This is a genomic window from Pedobacter soli, from assembly GCF_900101435.1.
Classification (GTDB): domain Bacteria; phylum Bacteroidota; class Bacteroidia; order Sphingobacteriales; family Sphingobacteriaceae; genus Pedobacter; species Pedobacter soli.
The window spans coordinates 1-26,506 of the sequence record NZ_FMZH01000016.1; the positions used below are offsets into that span (position 1 = coordinate 1).

Annotated in this window: 15 protein-coding genes and 1 pseudogene; 3 read left to right on the forward strand and 13 right to left on the reverse strand. The window is 40.7% G+C overall.

Features of this window, described 5'->3' with window-relative positions:
• Window positions 1-265: pseudogene (locus BLR37_RS25455) on the forward strand (hypothetical protein); the annotation flags it as partial.
• 599 nt (window positions 266-864) lie between these two features.
• Here the strand turns inward: BLR37_RS25455 and pth are convergent.
• From pth to BLR37_RS22690, 3 genes are all read right to left on the reverse strand, one after another.
• Window positions 865-1,425, reverse strand: a complete 561-nt coding sequence (gene pth, locus BLR37_RS22680; protein WP_090772675.1) for an aminoacyl-tRNA hydrolase — start codon at window positions 1,423-1,425, stop codon at window positions 865-867.
• 184 nt (window positions 1,426-1,609) lie between these two features.
• Window positions 1,610-2,194, reverse strand: coding sequence for a 50S ribosomal protein L25/general stress protein Ctc (locus tag BLR37_RS22685; RefSeq protein ID WP_039479449.1), 585 nt, complete (start codon window positions 2,192-2,194; stop codon window positions 1,610-1,612).
• Window positions 2,195-2,332: 138 nt separating this feature from the next.
• On the reverse strand, window positions 2,333-3,274 hold the full coding sequence (locus tag BLR37_RS22690) for a ribose-phosphate pyrophosphokinase (RefSeq protein ID WP_090772677.1): 942 nt from the start codon (window positions 3,272-3,274) through the stop codon (window positions 2,333-2,335).
• 370 nt (window positions 3,275-3,644) lie between these two features.
• Between BLR37_RS22690 and BLR37_RS22700 the strand changes: the two genes are divergently transcribed.
• Both BLR37_RS22700 and BLR37_RS22705 read left to right on the forward strand, forming a co-directional pair.
• A complete protein-coding gene (locus BLR37_RS22700) occupies window positions 3,645-6,671 on the forward strand; it encodes a glycosyltransferase family 117 protein (protein WP_090772679.1) in 3,027 nt (1,008 codons plus the stop codon).
• Window positions 6,672-6,887: 216 nt separating this feature from the next.
• Window positions 6,888-9,932: a DUF2723 domain-containing protein gene (locus tag BLR37_RS22705; protein ID WP_090772681.1), complete on the forward strand. Its 3,045-nt coding sequence runs from the start codon at window positions 6,888-6,890 to the stop codon at window positions 9,930-9,932.
• A 273-nt stretch (window positions 9,933-10,205) separates the two neighbouring features.
• On the opposite strand, the gene BLR37_RS22710 is transcribed toward BLR37_RS22705, so the two are convergent.
• From BLR37_RS22710 to BLR37_RS22755, 10 genes are all read right to left on the reverse strand, one after another.
• A complete protein-coding gene (locus BLR37_RS22710; RefSeq protein ID WP_082018658.1) occupies window positions 10,206-11,168 on the reverse strand; it encodes an acetyl-CoA carboxylase carboxyltransferase subunit alpha in 963 nt (320 codons plus the stop codon).
• A gap of 524 nt (window positions 11,169-11,692) precedes the next feature.
• The gene (locus BLR37_RS22715; RefSeq protein ID WP_208599716.1) at window positions 11,693-13,252 is read right to left on the reverse strand and encodes a S10 family peptidase; all 1,560 of its coding nucleotides are present in this window, start codon (window positions 13,250-13,252) and stop codon (window positions 11,693-11,695) included.
• Between the two features lie 159 nt (window positions 13,253-13,411).
• On the reverse strand, window positions 13,412-13,813 hold the full coding sequence (locus BLR37_RS22720) for a hypothetical protein (RefSeq protein ID WP_090772683.1): 402 nt from the start codon (window positions 13,811-13,813) through the stop codon (window positions 13,412-13,414).
• A 420-nt stretch (window positions 13,814-14,233) separates the two neighbouring features.
• Complete coding sequence (locus BLR37_RS22725; protein ID WP_090772753.1) at window positions 14,234-15,814, reverse strand: SusD/RagB family nutrient-binding outer membrane lipoprotein; 1,581 nt, start codon at window positions 15,812-15,814, stop codon at window positions 14,234-14,236.
• Window positions 15,815-15,833: 19 nt separating this feature from the next.
• Window positions 15,834-19,109, reverse strand: a complete 3,276-nt coding sequence (locus BLR37_RS22730; protein WP_244154736.1) for a SusC/RagA family TonB-linked outer membrane protein — start codon at window positions 19,107-19,109, stop codon at window positions 15,834-15,836.
• Window positions 19,110-19,296: 187 nt separating this feature from the next.
• Window positions 19,297-20,361 carry a FecR family protein gene (locus tag BLR37_RS22735; protein WP_090772685.1) on the reverse strand — a complete coding sequence of 355 codons (1,065 nt, stop codon included), beginning with the start codon at window positions 20,359-20,361 and terminating at the stop codon, window positions 19,297-19,299.
• A gap of 196 nt (window positions 20,362-20,557) precedes the next feature.
• Window positions 20,558-21,112, reverse strand: a complete 555-nt coding sequence (locus BLR37_RS22740) for an RNA polymerase sigma factor (RefSeq protein ID WP_090772687.1) — start codon at window positions 21,110-21,112, stop codon at window positions 20,558-20,560.
• A gap of 125 nt (window positions 21,113-21,237) precedes the next feature.
• Window positions 21,238-23,118, reverse strand: coding sequence for an alpha-amylase family glycosyl hydrolase (locus tag BLR37_RS22745; protein ID WP_090772689.1), 1,881 nt, complete (start codon window positions 23,116-23,118; stop codon window positions 21,238-21,240).
• Between the two features lie 159 nt (window positions 23,119-23,277).
• Complete coding sequence (locus BLR37_RS22750; RefSeq protein ID WP_039479429.1) at window positions 23,278-24,651, reverse strand: MFS transporter; 1,374 nt, start codon at window positions 24,649-24,651, stop codon at window positions 23,278-23,280.
• Window positions 24,652-24,721: 70 nt separating this feature from the next.
• Window positions 24,722-26,404, reverse strand: coding sequence for an alpha-amylase family glycosyl hydrolase (locus BLR37_RS22755; RefSeq protein WP_244154737.1), 1,683 nt, complete (start codon window positions 26,402-26,404; stop codon window positions 24,722-24,724).
• Window positions 26,405-26,506 lie beyond the last annotated feature (102 nt).

Consider the following 26,506-nt stretch of genomic DNA (forward strand, 5'->3'; position numbering starts at 1 on the left):
AAGAAGAATCCTGCATATGCCAGCCCTATGTGCTGTTCGTGATGATCAGCCGCAGTTTAAGATGCTATACGAAAGAGTTTATAAAAGAACAGGTATAAAGATGAAAGGATACGTTGCTGTGCAGAAAAAATTACTGATAATGGCGTATTACTTATGGAGAAAAAAACAAAAATACCAGACTGACTTTAATTATCCTCAAAAAATAATAGCCTCTGAACAAGCAGAGGCTACACATGATAAAATTTCCGAAGAAAAATTTCACTAAACAAATTTATTAAAAATATATCGATTTTAATTTGGTTTTGAAGACAGTACCTTTCCGTTATTTCCGATCCTGGTTGACTTTGTAATATAAGTTGCGGAGAAGCACCGGAACCACTGCGATCGGGTTTAGGTGGCACGGACAGTAATGCTGTTTAGAGTTGCATAACGCAAAGAAAGAAGATCTTGCCTCTACTTAATCTGCGCCGGATGAGATAGCCAATAAAGACACAGATCATGGATTAGGGAAGGAAATCAATATGAAACTATGCTATTCAACCCTCAATAGCAGCAGGAACATTGCCCAATAAACCTGATTGACGCGGTAGCTCCCGATTCCCTTCTAATCGGGACTACAAGCAAAAAGCAGGACGAACATTAAAAAGAGCTTCTGCAATTGCTTTCCTAATCATCATTTTCGTTGATTATAACCTTATTGAAAGATTCCATTAATTTGGTTGTCATTTGAGGGATATATAAGCTTAAATTTATTATAATCGGTACAGGTAGAATATACTTTTTTACAAAAGATCCTTCGCTACGTTCGGGATGGCAGCGTGAGTAATTAACCAATTTAAACAGTTAACCGATTAACCTAAAAAACTATTTATTAAAAGCGGTCATGGTGTGGGCTGGGCCAACAGTTACAAAACTCTTAATCAGCTCGACACTTTTATCAATTAAGGCAGGAAGTTCTAATTGCTCTTCTTTATCAAACAAACCCAATACAAAATCTACCTGGCGACCTTTTGGATAATCGTTACCGATACCGAAACGCAAACGGGCATAGTTTTGTCCGCCGCACACTTCTTCTATACTCTTAAGACCGTTGTGCCCTGCACTTGATCCTTGTAGTTTTAGCCTGAGTTTGCCCAATGGTAGTGCCAAATCATCAACAATTACCAATACATTCTCTGGCGCTATTTTAAGCTCCTTCATCCAATAGTTTACCGCTTTACCACTCAGGTTCATAAAGGTGGTTGGTTTAATTACGTGCAGCTTTTTGCCTTTAAAACCCACTTCGGCGTAATAAGCCAGTCGGATATTGTCGAAACTTCCATTTAATCCCTTAACCAGTTCATCGGCAATATCAAAACCAATGTTATGTCTGGTATGTGCATAATCCGGACCAATATTCCCTAAACCAACGATAAGATATTTCATGGGTGCAAATGTAGAAGCTTAAAGCGAAAAGACCAAAGAATAAAGCTTAAAGACCAAAGCGAAAAGCGGAAAGATCAAAGACTAAAGCTGAAAGCGTAAAGCCAATAAAATAAAAAAGCGGTAAAGAATTGTTTCTCTACCGCTTCTAGAATCTGTGAAATCACATTAATCTGTGAAATCAATACTACTTTTTACCTTTAGCAGCTTCAGTTTCTGCTTGTTTTAATGCTCTTGACATTGCAACAGAAACGATAGTATCTTCAGGAGTGTTAGTGATTACGTATTTATCACCTGAAAGGTCACGAACACGGAATAAGCTACCAACTTCTAATTTCTCTAAGCTTACTTCTACGTTTTGTGGCATGTTAGCTGGTAACGCTTTAACACGTAGTTTACGTAATTTCTGGATTAATTTACCCCCCATTTTAACACCTGGAGAAGTTCCGGTTAATTTAACAGGAATTTCCATTACGATTTCCTTGTCATCGAATAACTGAAGAAAATCTACGTGTAATAATACGTCGGTAAGTGGGTGAAACTGAGTATCTTTAACGATAGCTTTAGTTTTAGCACCATTAACTTCGATTTCCACAAAGTTTACTTCCGGAGTATAAATTACGTCTCTTAAATCAGCAATAACTACAGCTAAGTGTTGTTGCTCTTTACCACCATACAATACCGCCGGAACTTTACCTTCGTAACGAAGTTCCTTGGCATCGCGTTTCCCTACGTTCTCTCTTGGAGAACCGCTAATTGCGATTGTTTTCATTTTTATTTTCTATTTATTTATTAGTATTTAGTATCAAGTATCAAGACTGATTTACAGCTTTTTACCTGCTACTTTTAAATTCATTTTTATGGCCTTGCGTTTGGCGCATATCAAACGCTAACCGCAATACGCTTAACGCTATACCCTAAACAGATCGCTAATTGAGCCATGCTCGTTTACATTGGCAATTGCCCTTGCAAACAAACTTGCTGTGCTTAGCACCCTGATTTTTGCACTTTCCTGTTTTAAAGGAATGGTATCGGTAACGATTAGCTCGGTTAATACCGAATTTTCTACCGTTTCAATTGCTTTACCTGATAATACGGCGTGGGTACAAACCGCTCTTACACTTGCAGCACCATTTTCCATAATCAAAGCCGCAGCTTTTGATAAGGTTCCGGCAGTATCGCAAATATCATCAATCAATACTACATCTTGTCCCTGCACATCTCCAATAATCGACATCGATTCGATTTCGTTGGCACGTTTACGGCGCTTATCGCAAATAATTACCTCTGCATTAAAAAACTTGGCAAATGTACGTGCCCTGTACGAACCACCCATATCAGGCGAAGCGATAGTTAAATTTTTTAAGCCAAGGCTTTTGATATAAGGCACAAAAATAACCGATCCATCTAAGTGATCAACCGGAATATCGAAGAAACCCTGTATCTGTGCAGCGTGCAAATCCATCGTCATGATGCGGTGAATACCTGCCGACTTTAATAAATTAGCCACCAATTTGGCACCAATAGCCACACGTGGTTTATCTTTTCTATCCTGACGTGCCAAACCATAGTAAGGAACTACAGCAGTAATGTAATGTGCCGATGCTCTTTTAGCGGCATCAACCATTAACAAAAGCTCCATTAAGTTATCGCTAGGTTGGTAAGTAGACTGGATTAGAAAAACATCACTACCACGAACTGATTCATCAAAAGAAGGTTGAAATTCGCCATCACTGAATTTGTGAATGGTTACGTTACCAAGTGGCTTGCCGTAGTGTTCGGCAATCTTAAGTGATAATCCCTTAGAACCTGTTCCGGAAAAAAGTTTTACCGGGTTGAACTGCAATGGCATGGGTCCGTGTAGTTTGCTGTTAAAAAAAATCGGATCATGTCTGTTTAAAACATGATCCGACGTTAAATTTTCGTTGTCCGACCTGGATTCGAACCAAGACAAACGGTACCAAAAACCGTTGTACTACCCTTATACTATCGGACAAAAACTTCTCGAAGATATTTCCTCGAAAGGGAATGCAAATGTAGGAAGCTTATTTCAAATTTGCAAGAGTGATTTTAAAATATTTTTTAATTTCTTTCTCGCTCTTCCTGACTGCGATGCAAAGATAAAAAAATCATCTTATAGCGTGCAACATTTTCTTTTTTTCTGCGACTTTTTTTACTACGAACCACTTAAATCATTTATTATCAAAGACTAAATTTTTACTATGAATTACTCAAGGATTAACACCATTGGGGGCTGGCTATGCTTCATTGTTGCCGCAACCACCTACATTTTAACCTTAGATCAATCTGTAAGTTTCTGGGACTGTGGCGAATTCATTGCTTCGGCCTTCCGAATGGAGGTTGTACACCAGCCCGGAGCCCCAATGGTATCGATGATCCAGCGATTATTCTCCACCCTTGCCCTTGGCGACAAAACTAAAATCGCCTATTTTATGAATGTAGCTTCGGCATTGGCCAGTGCAGGTACTATTTTATTTCTTTTCTGGACCATTACCGCCTTGGCTAAAAAAACCATCGTTAAAAAAGACGAAGCCATCAATACCCAAAAAACAATCAGCATTATGGGTGCAGGCCTCGTTGGCGCCCTGGCTTACGTCTTTTCTGATAGTTTCTGGTTCTCGGCCGTAGAGGCCGAGGTTTACGCCTTATCATCACTCTGCACTGCAATTGTGTTCTGGGGTATCTTAAAATGGGAATCGCAGGCCGACGAACCCAAAGCCGACCGCTGGTTATTGTTTGTAGCTTATATTATGGGGCTTTCTATTGGTGTGCACATCTTAAACCTGCTTACCATCCCAGCCTTAATATTTGTTTATTATTTCAAAAAGAACCCTTCGCCTAACTGGCAAGGTGTTGTGAAAATATTTTTTGTATCCATTTTATCATTGGCTGTGGTACAGTTTGGCCTAATCCAGTATGTGGTGGCGTTGGCAGCCAAATTTGATTACTTTTTTGTAAACACCTTAGGTTTCGGTTTTGGTAGCGGAGTATTGTGCTTTGCTGTTTTACTTATTGGCGGGTTGATATACGGCATCCGTTATTCCATCCTTAAAAATAAAAGGGCACTAAATTTAATCATGTTGTTTACTGTATTGCTTTTATTCGGCTACAGTTCTTTTGCACTTTTAATTATCAGAGCACAAGCCAAACCCAATTTAAATAACACAGATCCCGAAAATGTGTTTAACTTTTTAAGCTATGTTAACCGTGCACAATATGGCGACCGGCCTTTATTGTATGGCGAAAATTACAATTCGGAAAAGATCGATATCAAAGAAACCGGCCAGCTTTACCGCAAAGGCGAAAAAAAATACGAATCAGCAGGAACAAGGTCTGAATATGTTTTTGCCGATAAAACCCTTGCACCACGCATGTATAGCGACAAAGCCGAACATGTTAAGTTTTATAAAAATTACATGGGTTTTGACGATACGCATAAGCCAACCTTAATGGATAACCTGCAATATATGTTTTCATTCCAGACCGGACAAATGTATATGCGCTACTTTATGTGGAACTTTGTGGGCAGGCAAGATAATGAAGATGGCCAGTTTGGCGGTCGCGCGGGCAACTGGTTAAGTGGCGTAAAACCCGTAGATGCCATCAGGCTTGGCAATCAGCAAAACCTGCCACCCTCTATCATAGAAAACAAAGCTTATAACCGTTTTTTCTTTTTGCCCTTAATTATCGGATTAATTGGCGCAGTTTGGCACTTTAAACGCAACCAGAAAGATGCAGGCGTTGTAGGCTTGCTGTTTGTTTTCACCGGAATAGCCATAGTAGTATATCTTAATTCAGTGCCCATTGAACCACGCGAAAGGGATTACGCTTATGTGGGTTCGTTCTATGCCTTTGCCATTTGGATTGGTCTGGGGGTATTTGGCTTAAAAGACTGGGCTTTTAAAAAGTTAACACCCGTACGCGCCAGTATTTTCGCTTCCATTATCGCTCTGTTTGCTGCGCCCATAATAATGGCAGAACAAGGCTGGGATGACCATAACCGATCTGATAGCCATGTAGCCCACGATATGTCGGTTAATTACCTGAAATCGTGTGCACCCAATGCGATTTTATTTACCTACGGCGATAACGACACCTACCCGGTTTGGTATGCGCAGGAAGTAGAAAACATCCGCCCCGATGTACGCGTAGTAAACCTGAGCCTGTTTACAGCCGATTGGTATATTGATGGCATGCGGAGAAAACAAAACCAATCGGAGCCCCTCCCACTTACCATAACGCCAAACCAATACGTAGCCGGAACGCGCGACATTATGTATTACCAGGATTATAAAATTGCCCAGCACATTGAACTGAAAGAAATTTTAGATGTGCTGTTATCGGATAACGATGCAGATAAGGTAACCATGAACGATGGCTCAAAATACAACGTGCTGCCAACCAAAAACCTTAAACTTTCGGTAAGTCCGCAACAGGTTTTAGATACCGGTACCGTACCTAAAGAAGATGCAGGTAAAATTGCCGGCAGCATGGAATGGACCTTTAACCAGAATTACGTAACCAAAGGCACACTGGCTTTATTCGATATCCTGGTACACAACAACTGGAAACGCCCGATTTATTTTACCGGTGCAATGCCCGATGAGCAATATGTAGGTTTGAATAAATACCTTTATTCAGAAGGGCTGAACAAAAGATTATTGCCTTTAAAACCAGATACGGCAATTGAACAAGATTTCGACCGCATTAACATTAAGCCATTGTACAACAACCTGATGAACGTTTACGGATTTGGCAACATTAAAAATGCCAACCATTTAGACAGGCAATCATCAGATGATGTAGTTATGTTATCGAACATGTTTAATGGTTTACTAACCGGCCTGCTAAACGAAGGCAAAATTACCGAAAGTAAAAAGGTTGCCAATAAATTTATGGCGGTAATTCCTGCTAAATTCTACAGTATGCGCCAGGTAATGAGCACTTATTATTTTACCGAAAACCTTTATCGCTTAAACGATCTGAACCAGGCAAATGCCATGATTAAAAAAACAGCCGACTATGTGAATAGGGAGCTTACCCATCTGGCAGATGTTTCCGAAAGCAAAAATCAGCTGGCTGCCGAGCAGGATGTACGTTTTTACCTGGCTTATTTAGGTCAGATGGTAAAACTGACCGAAGCTTTTAAACAAAATGAGCTAAGCCAAAGCCTAGAAAAACAATACAATAACCAGATTGCCAGGTTTACCCCTTTTGCTACAGGCTAAGCGAAAAACAGTTTAATTTTTAACCCACGGGCAGATTTTACATTTTAGTCCGTGGTTTTTTATTTTCAGGATTGGCCAAAATCCTCGAAGTGAATGGGATTAAGGCGTTAAATTTTGTTAAATCAATCTAAAAAATTACCTGTTTTATCGACTAGAATAGTTAATTTCGGCAGCATTTTTATGTAAAAACAATTTTTAATATCATTAAACAAACCAATGAATTATTCAAAAGTTAATAATATAGTAGGCTGGATCTGCTTTTTAATTGCTACACTAACTTACGTTTTAACCTTAGAGCCTTCTGCCAGCTTCTGGGATTGCGGCGAATTTATCGCATCGGCATTCAGGATGCAGGTAGTTCACCAGCCAGGAGCACCTTTGTTTTTAATGATCCAACGTTTCTTCTCTATTTTTGCAACCGGCGATTTAACCCGGATTGCTTACTGGATGAACGTAGGTTCTGCTGTTGCCAGTGGTGCCACTATCTTATTTCTATTTTGGACCATTACCGCATTGGCTAAAAAGACCATTGTTAAAGCTGGCGAAGAACTTACAACCGGTAAACTAATTAGCATTATGGGTGCTGGCGCTGTTGGTGCGTTGGCCTATACTTTTTCTGATAGTTTCTGGTTTTCGGCAGTTGAATCGGAGGTTTATGCCCAATCGTCGTTATTTACTGCCATTGTTTTCTGGGCTATCCTTAAATGGGAAGCGCATGCCGATGAGCCAAGAGCAGACCGCTGGTTGCTGTTTATAGCCTATATCATGGGTTTATCTATCGGTATTCACTTATTAAACTTGTTAACCATCCCGGCGCTGGCTTTTGTTTATTATTTCAAAAGAACTGATAAAGCTACTACAGGCGGTATTTTTAAAACCTTACTTGTTGGTATTTTAATTCTGGCAGTAATCCAGTATGGCATTATCCAATACCTGGTTTCGTTCGGTGCATATTTCGATTTATTCTTCGTAAATACATTGGGTATGGGCTTTGGTACCGGGGTTTTATTTTTTGCTATTATATTAATCGGAGCCTTGGTTTGGGGTATCCGTTATTCGATTAAACACCAAAAGAAACTGTTAAACTTAGGATTAATTTCTACCGTGCTGATTATTTTCGGTTATGCTTCTTTCTCGATGATTATTATCAGGGCTAAAGCAGATCCGAACTTAAACAACAGTGCCCCTAAAGATGCTTTCTCTTTTTTAAGTTACCTGAACCGTGAGCAATATGGCGACAGACCACTGGCTTATGGCCCTAACTATAACTCGGAAAGAGTAGGTGTAACCGAAGGAAAAACCATCTGGAGAAAAGGAAAAGAAAAATACGAAGTAGCCGGTAAAAAAACCGATTATGAGTACAACAACAATACTTTATTGCCACGCATGTATAGCGATGATCCTAAACATGCACAGTTTTACAAAGAGTGGATGCATTTAGATGATGCTAAAACACCAAACTTGGTTGATAACGTAGGCTTCTTAGCCAGCTATCAGATTGGCTACATGTACATGCGTTATTTTTTCTGGAATTTTGTTGGTCGCCAAAACGATGAACAAGGCCAGGGTAGCGGTTTTGAAGGCGAGTGGATTAGCGGCATTAAACCTATCGACTCCTGGTTACGTGGTAACCAAACCAATTTGCCACCATCAACCATTGATAACAAAGCTTATAACCGTTTCTTCTTTTTGCCTTTAATTATGGGTATTATTGGTGCTTTATGGCACTTTAAACGCAACCAAAAAGATGCAGGTGTAGTGGGTTTGTTATTCTTCTTCACTGGTATTGCCATTGTGTTATACTTAAACCAAAAACCACTTGAACCACGTGAAAGGGATTACGCTTACGTAGGCTCTTTTTACGCTTTTGCCATATGGATTGGGCTAGGCGCATTAGCGCTTAAAGAATGGGTATTTAAGAAAGTAAGTCCAACGGCAGGTGCAATTGGTGCCACTGTTATTGGTTTATTGGCAGCACCGGTTATTATGGCCGCGCAAGGCTGGGATGATCACGATCGTTCTACCAAACTGGTTCCACATGATATTGCTTTAGATTACCTGCAATCTTGCGCGCCAAATGCCATTTTATTTACCTACGGCGATAACGATACCTATCCGCTTTGGTACATTCAGGAAGTAGAGAATGTACGTCCGGATGTTCGTATTGTAAACCTGAGTTTATTTGATACAGATTGGTATATTAACGGTTTACGCCAGAAACAAAACGAATCTGCTCCATTGCCAATTACCATGAAACCTGAACAATATGTACAGGGCGAGCGTGATGTAATGCCTTACGATGATTATAAACTTGCCGGCAACGTTGAATTGAAAAACGTGGTTGACTTATTATTATCAAACGACGAAAGCGATAAAGTTCCGATGCAGGATGGTACAAAATCTAACTTCCTGCCAACCAAAAACTTTAAAATTACAGTAGATCCACAGCAGGTGGTAAGCACCGGAACAGTTTCGGCAGCAGATGCTTCGAAAATTACTACAGAAATGGACTGGAAGTTTAACAAAGGATATGTAACCAAAGGAACTTTGGCTATGTTCGATATCCTTGCGCATAACAACTGGAAACGTCCGATTTACTTCGCTTCTACAGTACCTTCTGAGCAATATAACGGTTTAGACAAGTATTTATACAGCGAAGGTTTAGCTTTGCGTTTATTGCCTTTCAAAGCTGACACTACCGCAGCTGATGAGCGTCCGGAGCAGTTAAACACACCTGTTTTATACAATAACGTAATGACTAAATTTAAGTGGGGTAATATGAAAACCGCTAAATATTTAGATCCACAATCATCAGATGATACTTTTATCTTCACCAACATTTTCAGCAGCTTAACGGGCAGCCTGATTAAAGACGGTAAAATAGCTGAAGCTAAAAAAGTTATCGATAAGTATTATGAGGTAATGCCTGATAAATTCTTCGGTATCCGTACCGTAGTAGTGAAATTCTACATGGCCGAAAACCTGTACAAACTTGGCGAGACTGCCAGGGCAAATGATATTTTAGAAAAATCAGGCGATTACATCAACAAAGAACTAAATTACCTGGCCGATATCTCGGAATCGAAAAAAAGCTTAACTGGCTCACAAAATATTCAAACGGGTTTATATTACCTGGATAGGATGATTAAAACCAGTAAGGCCGCCGGTCAGGATAAATTGAGCGATAAGCTTCAGAAAACATTTAACAACCTGGAGGGTCGTTTATCGATGTTATTCCCGGCACAAGGTCCGCAACAGTAAAAAGTATCTTAAAATAATTGACAAGCAGCTGCATTAATTTGTAGCTGCTTTTTTTTGGCAAAATAAACCTCACAGGTTTTATGAGCTTGCGCTCGTTTCCAACGAGTGCATACCTAACTTTGCGATTCGATCGCAAATAAAAGTCCATTAACATCGTAAAATACGACGAGCTATTTACACGCTCGTTAGAAACGAGCGTGAGCAAAATGCCAATAAAAAAATCCTGCCCGGCAATGCCAAACAGGATTCAAAATTTATTTTAGTTAATGATGATTATTCGTTAACCACACCCATCTCACAGAATTTTTCAATCCGTTGTTCGATCAGTTTATCGGTTTTTAGCTTACCTAATGAAGCCAAATCTTTAACAATATATTCTTTTAAGGTTTTTCCCATTAATTCAGGATCCTGGTGTGCACCGCCCAAAGGTTCAGGAATGATTCCGTCAATTAACTTATTGCCAAACATATCGTCAGAAGTTAATTTAAGGCATTCAGCAGCTTTTTCTTTAAAATCCCAGCTTCTCCATAAGATAGATGAACAAGATTCGGGCGAAATAACCGAGTACCAGGTATGCTCTAACATGTAAACCTTATCGCCAATACCAATACCTAAAGCTCCACCAGAAGCACCCTCTCCTACCACGATACAGATAATTGGTACGCGAAGGATCGACATTTCTAACAAGTTGCGGGCAATTGCCTCACCTTGTCCGCGTTCTTCGGCCTCTAAACCAGGGTAAGCACCCATGGTATCGATAAAAGAAATTACGGGTTTGTTAAATTTTTCGGCCAGGCGCATTAAACGCAAAGCTTTGCGGTAGCCTTCAGGATTAGCCATACCGAAATTGCGATACTGGCGCTCTTTGGTATTTTTACCTTTCTGGTGACCAATAACCATTACTGTTTGGCCGTTAATTGAAGCAAAACCACCTATAATCGCTTTATCATCTTTAACCGTTCTATCGCCGTGCAACTCAATAAAATCATCACAGATCATGTTGATATAATCGAGTGTTTGCGGGCGGTCTGGGTGACGGCTCATTTGAACCTTGTTCCAACCGGTTAAGTTTTTATATAAGTTATTGGTAGTTTCATCTAATTTACCGTCAAGCTCATCTAAAGTGGCAGACATATCTACCTTAGTTTTTTCGGCAACTTGCTTAACTTTCTCTATCTGCTGAACCAGGTCGGCGATAGGTTTTTCAAAATCGAATGATGTTTTTATCTGCTGCATAATTGAACCACAAAAATAAGTAATTATTTTTAGTTTGCCGCGATGAGTTTTTTGTTTGCGTTTTTACAAGCATAAATTAGCTCAGCAAGTTAACATATACATATAACAAAGGCGATTATAATTTGAAAAGCAATTGCAGTGCTGCTTCGGTTTTGTTCTGTCCTGCTCTACCTCCTGCCGCGAACGGCGGCATCCGTCCGATCAGGTTTATTTTATACGGGTTACTGCAGCTATGCCTCTTTTCTGTGCCACCGCCTTAGTTTACTTAGCCCTGATCCGGTAGCTATCGGATGAAATGAATCCCTGTTTTTTCACCGGAATCAATGGAAAGCAGGAGTAACGATAAATTTTTGTACGGGTATTGCGCTCCAAAAAATTAAAAACCGCTGAATACCCAAAAAAAAGAGGTCCGTGAAGACACGGAGCTAGGAGATGAAAGTTGACAACTTCAATGGCAATTTACCTATAAATTTGTCAACTCTCGATTTATGAATCATAAAATCAATATATCCTTAAAATCCTGATTAAAACTTAGCAGCTTCGCCTGCTTTTGGCAAGGCTTTTTTAATAAACTCGCGGATATGGTTATTAGCTGTTTTTAAATCGTCTTTACGCAGGTACATCATGTGTCCGCTACGGTAACCTTCCCAGCTCATGCGGTCTTGCAACTTACCGGCAGCATCTAACTGCCACATGCTGTATTTAGCGTTGAAATAATCGCATGCTCCATCGTAATAGCCCGATTGTACCAGCAAATGCAGATAAGGGTTTTGTGCCATGGCCTGGCGCAGGTTATCCCCGGTTTGGTCGCCGCTTTTATCCCATGGGTAAACCGAGCCAAACATGTTGTACTTTAAATCAGTTTTATAGTTAAGCTCATTGCGCAGGTACATATTAATAGCAGGGGTAAAAGAATGCAACCATGAGGTTAACTCTGCATTATAATCAGGCCCCTCGCCAGCTGTCATTTTATCTATGCCACGATAGCGCGAATCTAAACGCCCAACAGTAAAACCTTTATCCCTTAACAGTTCTTTCCAGAAAAAATCGGTCGGTACGTTAAGGTTATAATCTAGAATTACCTTTTCTGAAAGGCCTGAGTAACGTGCCATTTTAACGGCAATGGCTTTCTTTTTATCGGTACTAAGCATACCGCCCTGCGAAATGGCCGGGATAAGCTCATTAATGGTAAAGGTTTCTACTTCGGGTAGCATTGCCGTTAAATCTTTGCCTTGTAAATCGGCAGCCAAAGCTTTATGATACCAGGCAGTTGCAGCAAAATAAGGCAAGCGCAAAGCAGCATCAACCGGACCGCTTCTATCAATCCCCAGTTCGGTAGGCGAAACCAGTACTACCCCATTTAAATACATCCACTGACTGTTTTGTAACTCAAGTGCTAATCCCGAAACGCGTGTAGTACCATAACTCTCGCCAATTAAAAATTTAGGCGAGGCCCAGCGGTTATTTCGGGTAATAAAGGTATTAATCCACTCGGCCAGGTATTTAATATCGGCCCGAACGCCAAAAAACTTGTTTGTAGGAATATCCTTGCTTACCGCTCTCGAATAACCTGTATTTACCGGATCGATATACACCACATCGGCCACATCTAAAATAGAATATGGGTTTTCTTTATAACCATAAGGCTGTACGGGATAGCCCTCATCATCGATATTTAATACCACTGGACCGGTATAGGCAATGTGCATCCAAACAGATGCAGAGCCCGGACCGCCATTAAAAGAAATAACCAATGGCCTTTTATCGCGGTTTTGCACATCGCTACGCTCGTAGTAGGTATAAAATAATCCTGCAATAGGCTTTCCATCCTCATCCCAAACAGGCAGGGTGCCCGCTGTTGCTTTATACGGAACGGCTTTGCCATCAATCGTTACTGAGTGATTGCTCACCACTGTACTTTCTACTTTGATACTCCGCTCATTATTACCCGGTTTAGCTTCTTCTTTTACCGTAACCTGTGTAGTGGTAACCGTTTCTTTTGATTGATTTTTTTTAGGCCCTTGTTGCGCCTGGGCCATAAGCCCGCTTATTAAAAAGGTGGTAAGTACAAATCTGAATTTCATTGCGTTAGTTGGTTTGGTTTCTAAATATCAAACTATTGTGTGGTTAATCAAAAATCGCATTAGAAATGTTACCAATAAAAAAAAGCCTGCATGGCGTTAAGCTATGCAGGCCCGCAAAAAACCGCCATGTTTAGTAGTAGTTCTTTATTCAAAGCAATATTAAATTACCACAGCTTCAACACTTACATCAGAAATTTGCCAGCCTATGGTTTGGTTTCCGGTTACCAGTACATCGGCAAAATATTCGTAATAACTCCCTGCTTTATAGCCTTCAAAACGATCAGCGTAAATAGGTCCGGAAGAGTGAGATACCGATGTTAACGGCACATTACCTTCGCCCTGAATAGTTATGGTAATACTCGAATACACCTGACCTGAAGTGTATTGCAGCGTGGCTACTGCGGGCAAGCCATTGCTTGTAGTAAAATTCTTGGTTACCGTAATTACTCCCAGCGGCGTAAGCTTCTGAGTTGAAACTTTTACCTTTTCGGGGGTAAAACTACTGAAGAGAACAACCGTAAAAACCAATACGGGAGCCAATAAACCGATTACTTTTTTCATTTTTAAATAGGGTTAAAGTTTAAGATGTTAATTGAAGGTTTAGGTGAAGTACAAGAGTATAGCTGCTTTTTTTATTATGCAATAACCTGAAGTATTAACCTGAGCCCTGTAAACTAAGGTAAAACATTGGCATTGAGGTAGCGCCAACAAATTAAGCGCAAACGTTTGGTTAACAACATCATAAAAAACATAAAAATTAAACTAAACCTGATATACGCCACTACTTAATACTACAGGAATGCTGTTCTGGTTAAGCTAAAATATGGAGTAAAGAAACCGGCACAGCACAAACGTTTGATCACTTTCCTTAAAAACCTATCTTAATCTCGTTCCATCATTTCTGGATACCCTAATTATAGGGCATAAAAAAACCGACACTGCTTTGAGCAATGCCGGCCAGTAAAAAAGGGATGATTTGTTTTATTTATCCCACCATACTTTACCTACCAGTTTATCTCCACCAGGAACGGCTGCTGATGCAGCTTTGTAATTGGTAGCGTTAGATACACCTTCAAAAAGCGGGTAAGGGAAACGGCGGGGAATGGAGCCACCGGTATTGGTATTTGGATATACAATAGGCACCAAAGCCGGAAGTCCGGTTCTTCTCCAGTTAGACCAGGTTTCGTAAAAATCGAGCATAGTAATGGTATGTGCCCAATATTGAGTGGCAATCATATCTAAACCGTTTGCAGGAACGTAAGGATGTGCAGTAAGGTAGGCTGCAGCATCGGTTGCACTAACTGCCATGGCGGCATCGTATTGCGAAAGGTAAGTCATGGCTGAAGTTACACCAGCGTTGTAGTGCGTAGCAGCCGAACCACCAATACCATAACGTTGTGCAGCTTCTGCCCAAAGTAGCTCGGTTTCTGCATAGGTAAGAATAAAGGTATTCCCATTTCTCTTCAGCATGCCGGGGTTCGGCGAAGAATAATCTGTAAAATCGGTATAAGATGGATCCTGACGCACATCCCTGCCGGCAATGCCACTCAAATCTTTACCATTAGGCATTCCTTTTTGTACCGCAGCAGTAGTTATGTAAGCCGGGTTCTGATCTTTAGTGCCATCAGTTAAATACAACTTGGTTACAGCCACTTTACTTAAACGCGGGTCGTTATTTGTTTTCAGGTAGTTGATAAAAGTACTGCTCCAGCGGGTGTAGAAGTTCTCCTGACCGCCATCGCCGAGTAAAACCTGTGCATTTCTGTTCTGTGTAACACGACTGCCGTTGATATCATGTTTAAAAAATGCATTGTCGGCATCGCTTGTCATGGTTTTGCCCACCGCTTTATTGATATAAGTTTGGGCTAAAGTAGCGTCGGCTTTAGTTAGCCTCATGGCCATGCGCAACATTAAACTTGCCGCAAAACGTTTCCATTTGGCAATATCGCCTGCAAAAACCAAATCGCCGGTTACCGCATCGCCACTTGCATTAAGTGCATTACCTGCCTCATCCACTTCTTTTAATAAATCGGTATAAATGGCTTGTTGTGCATCGTATTTCGGATATAAATTGCCGGTATAATAGCCTTTACCTGCATCAAAATAAGGTACATCGCCATATAAATCGGTTAAACGCTCAAAAATTAAGGCTTTCCAAATCCTGCCCATTTGATAAACGTTATTGTATTGTGCTTTGCCTTTGGTAAATTCTACCAGATCGGCGGCATATTTTACCTGATCGGGATAAGCTTTTTCCCAGTACGCTGCCGTATAACCTTCATTCAGCAGATATTTATCGCCTGCCCAATAACCAATTACCGATGACATGCCCTGCATCATGGTAGAAGCATAAATTAAATTGCCACGCCAGGTTTCGTAAGCAAAATCGATGCTTCCGGTATAATTTAACTGGGCGGTTGATAATAAATAATTGGGATTATATTGTTCTTGCCCAACCGAAACCGGGTCTGTATTAATTTTTTCGAAGTCTTTGGTACAACCTGTTATCAGGGTTAATCCGGATAAGATAAGTGGCACGTATAATTTTAGGATCGTTTTCATTTTCAATTCGTTTAAAGGATTATAACTTAACACTTAAATTTAAACCATAGGTACGTACGGGTGGCACACCACCCAACTCCATCCCCGGAAAAGTGGCATTGTAACTCGATTCGGGATCGATGTTATCTGTCTTTTTCATGATGATGAATAAGTTACGCCCAACAAAACTTAAATTGAGGCCTTTAATCTTATTGTTAAACATTTTGGCCGGGAAATTATAACCTAATATTACCTGCCTGAATTTGACAAAGCTGGCATCCTGAACAAATTGTTTTGAAACATTATTGGCATAGGTGGTGTAATAATTGGCTGCATTTACACCCAGCGCATCGCGGTTTTCTAAAGTAGCCTGGTGCAATCCAAACACATAGCCATAATAATCGGTTGCCGAGAAGATTTTACCACCCCATTTACCATCTATTAAAAACGAAAGGTTTACACCCTTATAATTAAATTCGTTGTTCCAGCCTCCGCTCCATTTGCTATAGGCAGAGCCATAGGCTTTTAATTCGCCTCTTTCGGGAGCTCCATTGGCATCTTTAAGTATATTGCCACTGGCATCGTACTTAAAATCGTAGGCCATTACCTGTCCCACAGGCAATCCGGCTATATTTTGTAAAAAGCCCACATTACTTCTGGAAGTGGCCAGCAGTTGTGAAGCTGTGCCCGGAGCCAGCGTAATTACTTTATTATCGTTATATGATCCGTTAACACTGGATGTCCAGCTGAAATCTTTATTCTTTAGCACCACGCCAGAAATTAAAGCTTCAATACCTTTGTTCTGCAGTTCGCCAATGTTTAAAGTGGCACCATTGTAACCTGTAGTGGTGGAGGTGGGTACATCCAAAATTTCATCGCTCGATTTTTTATTGTACCAGGTAAAATCAACATTTAACCTATCGCCAAAGAAGCGCATCTCGGTACCAATCTCGAGTTCTTTAGCTTTAGAGGCAAATAGTGAAGCATTGGGAATAGATGAATTTACAATATTACCAATCGGACTTCCGTTAACGGTTTCGCTACGCAGATTATAATACAATTGTGTTTTAAATGGTAAGGCACCCTGACCCACTACGGCATAACCTGCCCTTAATTTACCAAAGCTTAAGAAAGATGGTTTCCACAGCTCAGAAAAAACAAATGAACCACTAATGGCAGGATAAAACACACTTAGCTTATTGTCCTTTCCTGGTGTAGCCAAAGTAGAAAACCAGTCGCTTCTTCCGCTGGCAGTTAAATAGAAGATATCTTTATAGGTTAATTCTAAAGTACCGTAAACAGATTGTGTTTCCTGGTCGCTTTGTACCACACTAACAGTTTTTCCACCGGTATTGGATAAAGTATAGATGCCAGGGATCTGGAAAGAGCCTCCCTGATTGGTTGTTTGCGTTAATTTGGTGCGGCGGTAACTGGCACCAATGTTAGGGGTAATTGCGAAATCGTCTATTTTGAACGATTTACCGATTAATCCATCTACATTAATATCAGAAAAATTTGTTAATTGTTCGGTAAAACCACCATCAGTATCGTAAGCAGTTCCGGAAGGTGTTACGCCCAGATAAGTTTCGTTGTAGGCATCTCTTCCAGCCCTTGCCTGTAAAAACAAGCCATTATCAAAAGTATATTTGGCATTTGCCGAACTTAATAAACGTTCTTTTTTGGTGTTGTGGATAAACTCGTAAGCTGCAAACCAGGGGTTGGTAGCATAGGGATTACCTGTATTGTACAGGATTTCGTTTCCTTTATCATTTTTCCAGGGTTTTAAATCGTTAATATTTACACTGGTTGGTAAAAATGCAGCATTGTAATTGGCATTACCAGCACCATCCGAAACCATTGGCCGGTTTTTAGCCTGTTCTAAAATGTAATTGAAACGGGCATCAACTACGAGGTTTTTTATCGGATCGAAAGTACTCGACAAAGTAAAGTTCTGTCTGTTTAAACCTGAATTGGGCACTACTGAGTTGTTGTGCAAGTCGCTGCCCGAAACGCGGATTACTCCGCCTGTAAACGTTTTATTTAAAGCCAGGGTATTGGTAAAGCTATTACCGGTTTTGTAAAAATCTTCGATGTTATCTTGTTGAGCAGAATAAGGCCTGCTTACCCCATCAAACTGCACCACGTTCGAACCATCCAGTCGTGCACCCCAGCTGGAACCACCTGTTGAAGCTGCTGCCAGTTGTGTAGCCGGTTTTTGCCCGTTTACGCCCTGACCATAAACATACTGCCAGTTGGTGCGGTCCATAATCTGCTCGGCCACGTAATTGCTGTTAAATTCAATGCTGTTGCCTTTGCCACTTTTGGTGGTGATTAAAATTACTCCTGATTTAGCACGATACCCATACAATGCTGCTGCAGCGGCACCTTTTAAAACCGAAATGCTTTCGATATCATCGGGATTTAAATTACCAATCGCATCGCCACGATCGGGAGCATTGTCGTATTGTCCGCCAGAGTTGCCCACCGAATTGGCATTGAAACGGCCAACAGGCTCGCTCTCCATAGGGATACCATTAATTACATATAGTGGCTGACTACTTTGGCCTAAACTGGAAACCCCGCGGATAATTACACTGGTTGCCGCGCCTGCGCCACCTGATGTTGAACTCACATCTAAACCGGCAACTTTACCTACCAAGGAATTGAGCACACTATTTTCCCTCGCCTGGGTTAAAGTTTCGCCGCCTACCTGCGTAACCGAATAGCCCAAAGCTCTTCTTTCTTTTTTAATGCCCAAAGCCGTAACCACTACATCCGTTAATTGCTTGGTATCTTCGGTAAGTACAATATCGATAACGGTTTTGGTACTAATTGCAATTTCTTTGGTTTGAAAACCTGCATAAGAAACTACCAGAATAGCATTTTCGGGTGCATTTAAGGCAAACTTTCCATTTACATCGGTTGAGGTACCGATACCCGTTCCTTTTACCCGCACACTGGCACCGGGTAAAGCACCTCCAAGTGCATCTTTTACAGTTCCTGTAATTGGGACTTCTTTATTCTTGCTAATGACAATTAAGCCACCATCAGAAACAGAATATTTCAGGTTCGTTCTGTTTAAAATGGCTGCCAGCACATCGGTAACCAAAGTATTGGTTACAGTAATGCTTACATCCCGGTTTACCGGTACATAAGAAGAGCTGTAAACAAAATGGTAACTGCTTTGCTGCTCAATAATCTGTAAAACCTTTGCCAGCTTTGTTTTCTTCACATCTAACGAAATTTTTTCCTGGGAAAAAACAGATGCTGAAACATTAAGGCAGGTAATGAAAACCATAATACAGGCTAGTTTCATTAGCATAATGAATTTTAAAAGCCTCCGGTATCTCGGATGCCCTTGCAGTAAGTAATAATTAATCATATTTTTGTTTTTTTTGGTTGCATAAGTTCTTGGCAGCAATCTGTTTGCGCATAAACTGCCATTAATTAATCAAGAAGGAAACCTATAAGGGCGGTGCTCCAACACCGTCCTTTTTTTGTTCCTATTTCGAAATGGTGATCTTTTTTCCTTTTATCTCATATTTAAAATTGTTTTCGGTTTGTTGTAATGCTTGTAAAACTTCTGCTATGGTCTCGTTGGTAATGGTTGCAGTAAAGCGGTATTTTTCAATCTCCGGATTTTTGAAGCTGATTTCTACGTTGTACCATTTTTCGAGGATGTTTTTAATTTCATCAAAATCCTGGTCGTAAATTTCGATACGGTTTTGGGTCCAGGCTGTTTCTACAATGGTACTATCCTTAATCTTGGTATAATGGTTAATGGTAATTTCGGGCTTTGGTGCAGTGGGTTTAACCAGTTTAGCGGGCTGCTTTTGTGCAATTGTTTTGTAAAAGGTTACCTTCTGACTTGGTTTTAAGGTAATAATACCGCCATTCCCACTCGTAGCTTCCATGGTAATCAAACCACGAATCAAGGTGGCTTCCGAAGTAATTTCGTCAGCGTAAGCTTTCACATTAAATGCGGTACCGAGTACATTGATGTTAAAATCGGTAGTGTGCACTTTAAAGGGTTTGGCTTTATCGTGTGCTACATCAAAAAAAGCCTCTCCGGTTAAAGTTACTTCACGGCATTTATCGTTAAAATCTTTACTAACGGTTAAATTACTCTTTGCATTGAGCAAAACCGAGGTACCATCCTGCAGCATAATTTTTTTACGCTCACCGCTTTTAGTGGTAAAACTGTAAATCTCCGGCACTGCACTTTGAGTGCTTTTGTTAAGGTATGTACGATATAAAAACACCGAACCCAACACCAGCACTACGGTAGCTGCAATTTTAAGCCATAAGTAATTTTTAAGCTTCACGGTTTCTACTACGGGGAACAGGGTTTCTGCTAAATTTTCGCGCTGTTTGTTTAACGGGCGCTTATTTCCACTCAGTATTACGTATAATTTTTTCGCCTCAGCTATTACTGCTGCCTGCTCGGGGTGGGCATTAATGTATTTCTCCCAATATCCAATGCATAGTGGATCTGTTCCAGCACAATACTGCTGAAAAGTGCTATCCACAAGGAAGTCTTCTGCATTGAATTTACTTCTATCAACCATGCTAATTTGCCTTTTATATAACAGTGCCAAAAAGCTTTACTTTTTCCTAAGAAAATTTTAACTTTTTTTTAACCTAACCAAATATGTGCACTGGAAGTACAGGAAATGAAGAAATTTAATTCGCCATGGTGGTGGCATAGAGTCTTAGTTGGTTGGTGGGCCACCAACCATGGAATTAGAGTCACCAACCATGGGATTAGCTTTTAAACTCTTTCCTTAATATTTTTAGTGCATCGTAAATGGTATTGTAGGCTGTTTTAATGGTTTGGTTGGTTTGTTCGGCAATTTGCTCATAGCTGAAACCATCAAAAAACTTTAAATGGATAAGTTGCTTTTGGCGGAAGGTAAGTTTTTCTAAAGCACTTTTAAGCTGATGTTTCACCAGTTCGTCGCTTTGTACTTTAACAATAAATTCTTCGTAGCTCATTTCCATCCAGTCGCCATCGGCACCTGCATTAAAAAGCGCATCGCTGATTTTACGTTTTCTTTCCAGAATCCGCAGCAGTTTACGTTTTAAAAAAGTACGAAGATAGGCTTCAACATTGTCGACCCGGGTTAAGGTTTCGTGCTTCTCCCAAATGGTTGTAAAAACCTGATCGGTAGCTTCGCCAGAAGTGTCGGCATCGGCACAGACCCTGATGCCGAAATTTACCAGCGGGTAATAAAGTTCCGAATAGAGATCAAAAAACGCATCCTTATCGCCGGCGCGTAGCCGTTCCCAGAGTAAGTGATGCGCTAATTTATCTTTCATTTAGGATGCTTTGTTGTTAAAGCAATATTAACTAAAAACAACAAGATTATTACCAACCGGTTTAATAAACCTCGCAGGTTTTTAATATCAAACCTCGCAGATTTCTAAAACCTGCGAGGTTGTAATTACTTTAAAGCAACTTTACTAAAAATATGGTATTCGCCCGGTGCTAAGTTTGCAGTGTACATGCCCGAAGCCAGACTAACATTGCTGCCTACCGCATCTAGCCATGTACCCGCCGCACCAAAATCGATATTGGCACTTTGGTTTACCACATCAAAATTACCAACTACCACAACAGTGTTGCTGCCTTCAGTTAATTTAATGTATTTAATGCCACCAGCCAGGTTGTAAGTGAAATTAGTGGAGTTAAAAATGCTGTTGCTCTTCTTTAACCTGATGAATTTGGCGTAAGCATCGTACAGTGCTTTGCGACTTGGATCGCTGAAATATTCCCATTTGATGGGTTTATCGCCGGTGCGTCCATTAAAATCGATACTTACATCATAACCGAGTTCGCCAAACTGCCAGATCATTTTAGGGCCAGGCATGCCAAATAAAAATGCGGCAATCAATTCTTCCCTTTTTAAAGATGTAGCGAGGTTACCCTTAATCATATAACTACCAGATCCATTTCCATAGCGGATGTTTTTGAAATTCAGGCGTTCTTCGTCGTGACTTTCGCCATAACTTACCAGGTTTTCTGATTTGGTAAAACCATGATTGGTATAAAATCCCCACTGAAAATTAGAACCTCCTAACCAGCCCATGGTAGCCTCGTTCATATCGTGGTTCAGGTTATTCCAAAGCATCATGCCCTCGTCGGCCAATACTTTTTCTTCCGATTCTTCTGCAAAATGTTCCAATATCACATAAAAATTCGGATCGATACTTTTGATGTAACTGTTGTAATCTTTCCAGATGGCCACCCGGCCGGCATCATACAACCTAAACTGCGCATCATCTGTTGAAGCTTTCTGGGTAAAACCTTTTGATAAATCGAATCGGAAACCATCTATTTTGTACTGCTGCATCCAGAATTTCATTACATCTTTCGAAAACTTTTTAGTTGCCTGGCTTTCATGGTTAAAATCATAACCCACATTAAAAGGATGCCTGGCATCTACATTAAACCAGGGGCTCGAAGTAGTAGGCTTAGCGCCATCAAAATACAACTGTACCATAGGCGATTGACCAAAGGAATGGTTTAGCACCATATCCATAATTACGGCAATACCACGACCGTGACACTCATCAATAAAATTTTGCAATGCCGTTTTGGTGCCATAATATTTATCTGGTGCGAAATAAAAAGATGGATTGTAGCCCCAGCTTAAATTGCCTTCAAACTCGTTAACGGGCATTAATTCAACAGCATTTATCCCCAAGCCAATTAAATAATCCAATTTTGCAAGCGTGGATGCATAACTGTGCTCAGTAGTAAAATCGCGCACCAATAATTCGTAAATCACCAGGTTGTTTTTATCCGGGCGGGTAAAGCTGGTATTTTTCCAGTTATAAACCGGCTGATTCGCCTGCATTGTACTCACAATACCAGTTGTTTTACCTGTTGGATAAGCTTTTAAGTTCGGATATACTGTTGCCGCAATATATTGATCGTTATCCGGATCGAGCACTTTTTCGCAATAGGGATCGGCCACTTTCAGGTTTCCATCAACAACAAACTGGTAGGCATATTCGGTAGCGGGGTTAAGGTTATCAATTTGTACCCACCAGGTATTGCCATCGGATGTCTTTTTCATTACCGAAGCCGTTGCTGACCAGTTATTAAAATCGCCAATTAGCGCAACCGAAGTTTTACCGGGCGCGTATAGGGTTACAATAGCCGAAGTACCATTATTAATGAAGGCCACGCCATCTTTGGCTCCTGCCGGTAAATCGGCTGTTTGATTAACAGGTGTAGGCTCCGGGGTATCTGTAGCCGCTTTTTTGCAGGCGGTATGCGTTGCTGCTACTAACAGCAAGAGATAAAATACTTTTTTCATTTGGTTAGATTATTGTTGGTTCTTACCACCGAGGCCGCAAAGTTTTCACAGAGCACATTGAGACTTAAAATGGACTCCGTTTTCTCTGTGTTTTTCTTTGTTGACTCTGTGGTTAATATTTTGCACTTAGTCAGTGACTATTTTTGGATTAAATTCTGATTAAACACTTCTGTTTTCTTCGACTTCCAGTTTAGCGGCCAATACTTCATCAGTTTTCTTTTCTCGGATAAACACATAGCAAATTACAGCGGCCAGAATCATTAAACCGCCACCCAACTGAACGGCCAGTAATCTGTCGTTATTTAATACATTGCGCATTAGCCAGCCAAAACCCAGCGAGGCTATAATTTCGGGCAGTACGATAAAGAAATTGAAAATACCCATATAAATACCAATTTTATCTTTTGGTAAGGAACCACTTAACATCGCATAAGGCATAGAAAGGATACTTGCCCAGGCAATACCAACCCCTGTCATACACAAATAGAGCATATTTTTATCATGCACCCAGGCCACACTGATTAAGCCAACAGCTCCACAAATTAAACAAAGCGCGTGGGTAGTTTTACGGCCTAAAGCATCGGCTATTTTAGGAAGAATTAAAGCAAAAAGGAAAGTTACTACACTATAATAAGCCAGTGTTAAACTACCAAAATCGGCGCCGTGGGCATAAACCGGATCGGCTGCATCTTTACCGCCAAAGACATTAACCGCAACCGCCGTGGTATAATAAAACCACATTAAAAATAAACCTGGCCAGGTAAAAAACTGAACCAGCGAAACTACCTGCATTCTTTTAGGCATATTGCGCAAGGCCTGAAAAATTTCTTTGGCACCGCCACCAAAACCTTTGTTGCTGGCTTTTACTTTTTCTTTAAAATCAACATCCTGTGGAGGATATTCTTTAGTGGTAAAAACCGTCCACAGTACCGCTGCAAAAAAGAAAAATGCACCGATATAAAAAGAGAACTTTACATTTTCCGGAATGCTGCCCTGCTCGGCTGTATTGGTTAAATGGAAAATATTATTCATGATCCATGGTAAGGCTGAGGCTACGCTCCCCCCCAGGCCAATCATCATGCTTTGCATAATAAAACCGCGGTTAACCTGACTATCGGGCAATTTATCGGTAACAAAAGCGCGGAAAGGTTCCATGGCAATATTTCCGAAAACATCCAAAATCCACAATAAACCTGCAGCCATCCATAATACACTGCTGTGTGGCATAAAAATTAAGGCTATGCTGCTTACAATGGCGCCGATTAGAAAGTATGGCCTTCTCCTGCCCCATCTTGGGTGCCAGGTACGATCACTCAGGTAGCCAATAACAGGTTGCACCAACAGACCAGTTAGCGGTGCTGCTAAAAACAATAAAGGAACCTGATCGGGATTGGCACCAAGGTTTTCGTAAATACGGCCCATATTGGCACGTTGCAGATCCCAACCAAACTGGATACCGAAAAAACCTACGCTCATGTTGATAATCTGAACGAGTGTTAATTTCGGATTCTCGAATACTGTTTTTAAGCTCATTTTCTTTAGTCTAAGCGCTAAGCGTATGGCGCATGGCGCTCTACGTTCTAGCGGTTAATGCATCATTATTTTAAAACGCTATTACCTGCGCCGAAACTGGTCCAACCTTAACGGGTATTGCCGTTCCTGCAGGGATGTTTAATTTTTTATTGGTCAGCAGCTCTGTAACCGGGTCTGAAGATTTTACCTTTAAAATCTGATCCGGGATTTCGATGTTCGCGGTTAAAGTTTCCTTTCTGTCGAAATTAGCCACCACCAACAAACGTTGTTTGCCCGAGTAACGGATAAAAGCATACATGCGGTTATTCATATTTCCACTTAACGGAACTTCATAAATATCGCCATGCACAATTGCATCGCTACTGGTGGTTACCTTTAGCAGTTGTTGATAGTAAGCCCTTAACTTTTTCTGATCATCAGTTAATTTTCCTCCATCAAAAGCACCGCCGTTCATCCATTGCTGATGGTTGGGTACACCCCAGTAATCGAAAATGGTAGTGCGGTTATCGTCGCCACCAAAACCCTCTTCTCCTTTTCCGGGCTCACCAACCTCCTGACCAAAATAAAGCATTACGGGGCCAGCGCCTAAAGTAGCTGAAACTACCATAGCGGGTAAAGCCAGCTCAGCCTTACCGGCAAAACCTAATGAAGCAATACGTTCTTCATCGTGGTTTTCTAAAAACCGCAACATGTGATGGCCAAAACCGGCACTTTCTTTCTGCCAAACCTTACTGATCTCTTTTACATCAGCGTTTGATTCGTTCCTGATCAACCTTTTTAAGCCATCATATAAACCTACTTTATCGTAAAGGTAATCGAATTTACCTTCGTCTAAATATTGTTTGTAAACCTGTGGATTATAGGCTTCGCCCAGGAAAATTAAATCAGGGTTCTCCTTTTTAACTTGTGGAATCACCCAGTTCCAGAAAGCAATAGGTACCATTTCGGCCATATCGCAACGGAAACCATCTACTCCTTTATGGGTCCAGTAGATTAAAATATCGCGCATTTTTAACCAAACCGGCGGGATGGGATCAAAATAAGTTTTCTCTCCATTCTGATAATCAACTCCATAATTTAACTTAATGGTTTCGAACCAATCGTCGTATTTGGGTTGGGCAGCAAACACATTGTTACCCGTTGCTTTTGCGGGATTTTCATCAAACTTTCCATCTTGCAAAACGGCAACCGGCGTTTGTTTAGGTTCATGCTGCGGAACCAGAAATTTTTGTCCGGGAATGTAGTAAAAATCATTTTTCGCACTAAAACCCTGTGTTACATCATCCTGTTCACCAAAATCGACCACATTTTTAGGCTTGGCATAAGAATGATAACTTCGCGCCACATGGTTGGGCACAAAATCGATAATTACTTTCAGGTTTTTAGCATGGGTTCTTTTTACCAGCGATTCAAACTCCTGCATGCGGTTTTTAACATCGACAGCCAAATCGGGATCTACATCGTAATAATCGCGGATGGCATAAGGCGAACCTGCCCTTCCTTTCACCACATCGGCATCATCTACCTTGATTCCGTAGGCCGAATAATCGGTTAAACTGGCATGCGCAATTGCACCAGTGTACCAAACGTAGTTTACATGCAGTTCTTTAATCCCATCTAAAGCTTTATCGGTAATATCGTTAAACTTACCCGAACCATTTTGCTGAATGGTGCCGTAAGGGATATTGGTCGTATTTTTATTCCCGAATAAACGGGGCAGTAACTGATAGATAACGATTTGTTTATCGTTCATTTTTCGGGGCTGTTTTTGTGCAAAGGATGATGATGAAATTAGTAAAAATAGAATTGACACAAAGCATGCTATCCTAGTGAGATTGCTTCGTCGTTCCTCCTC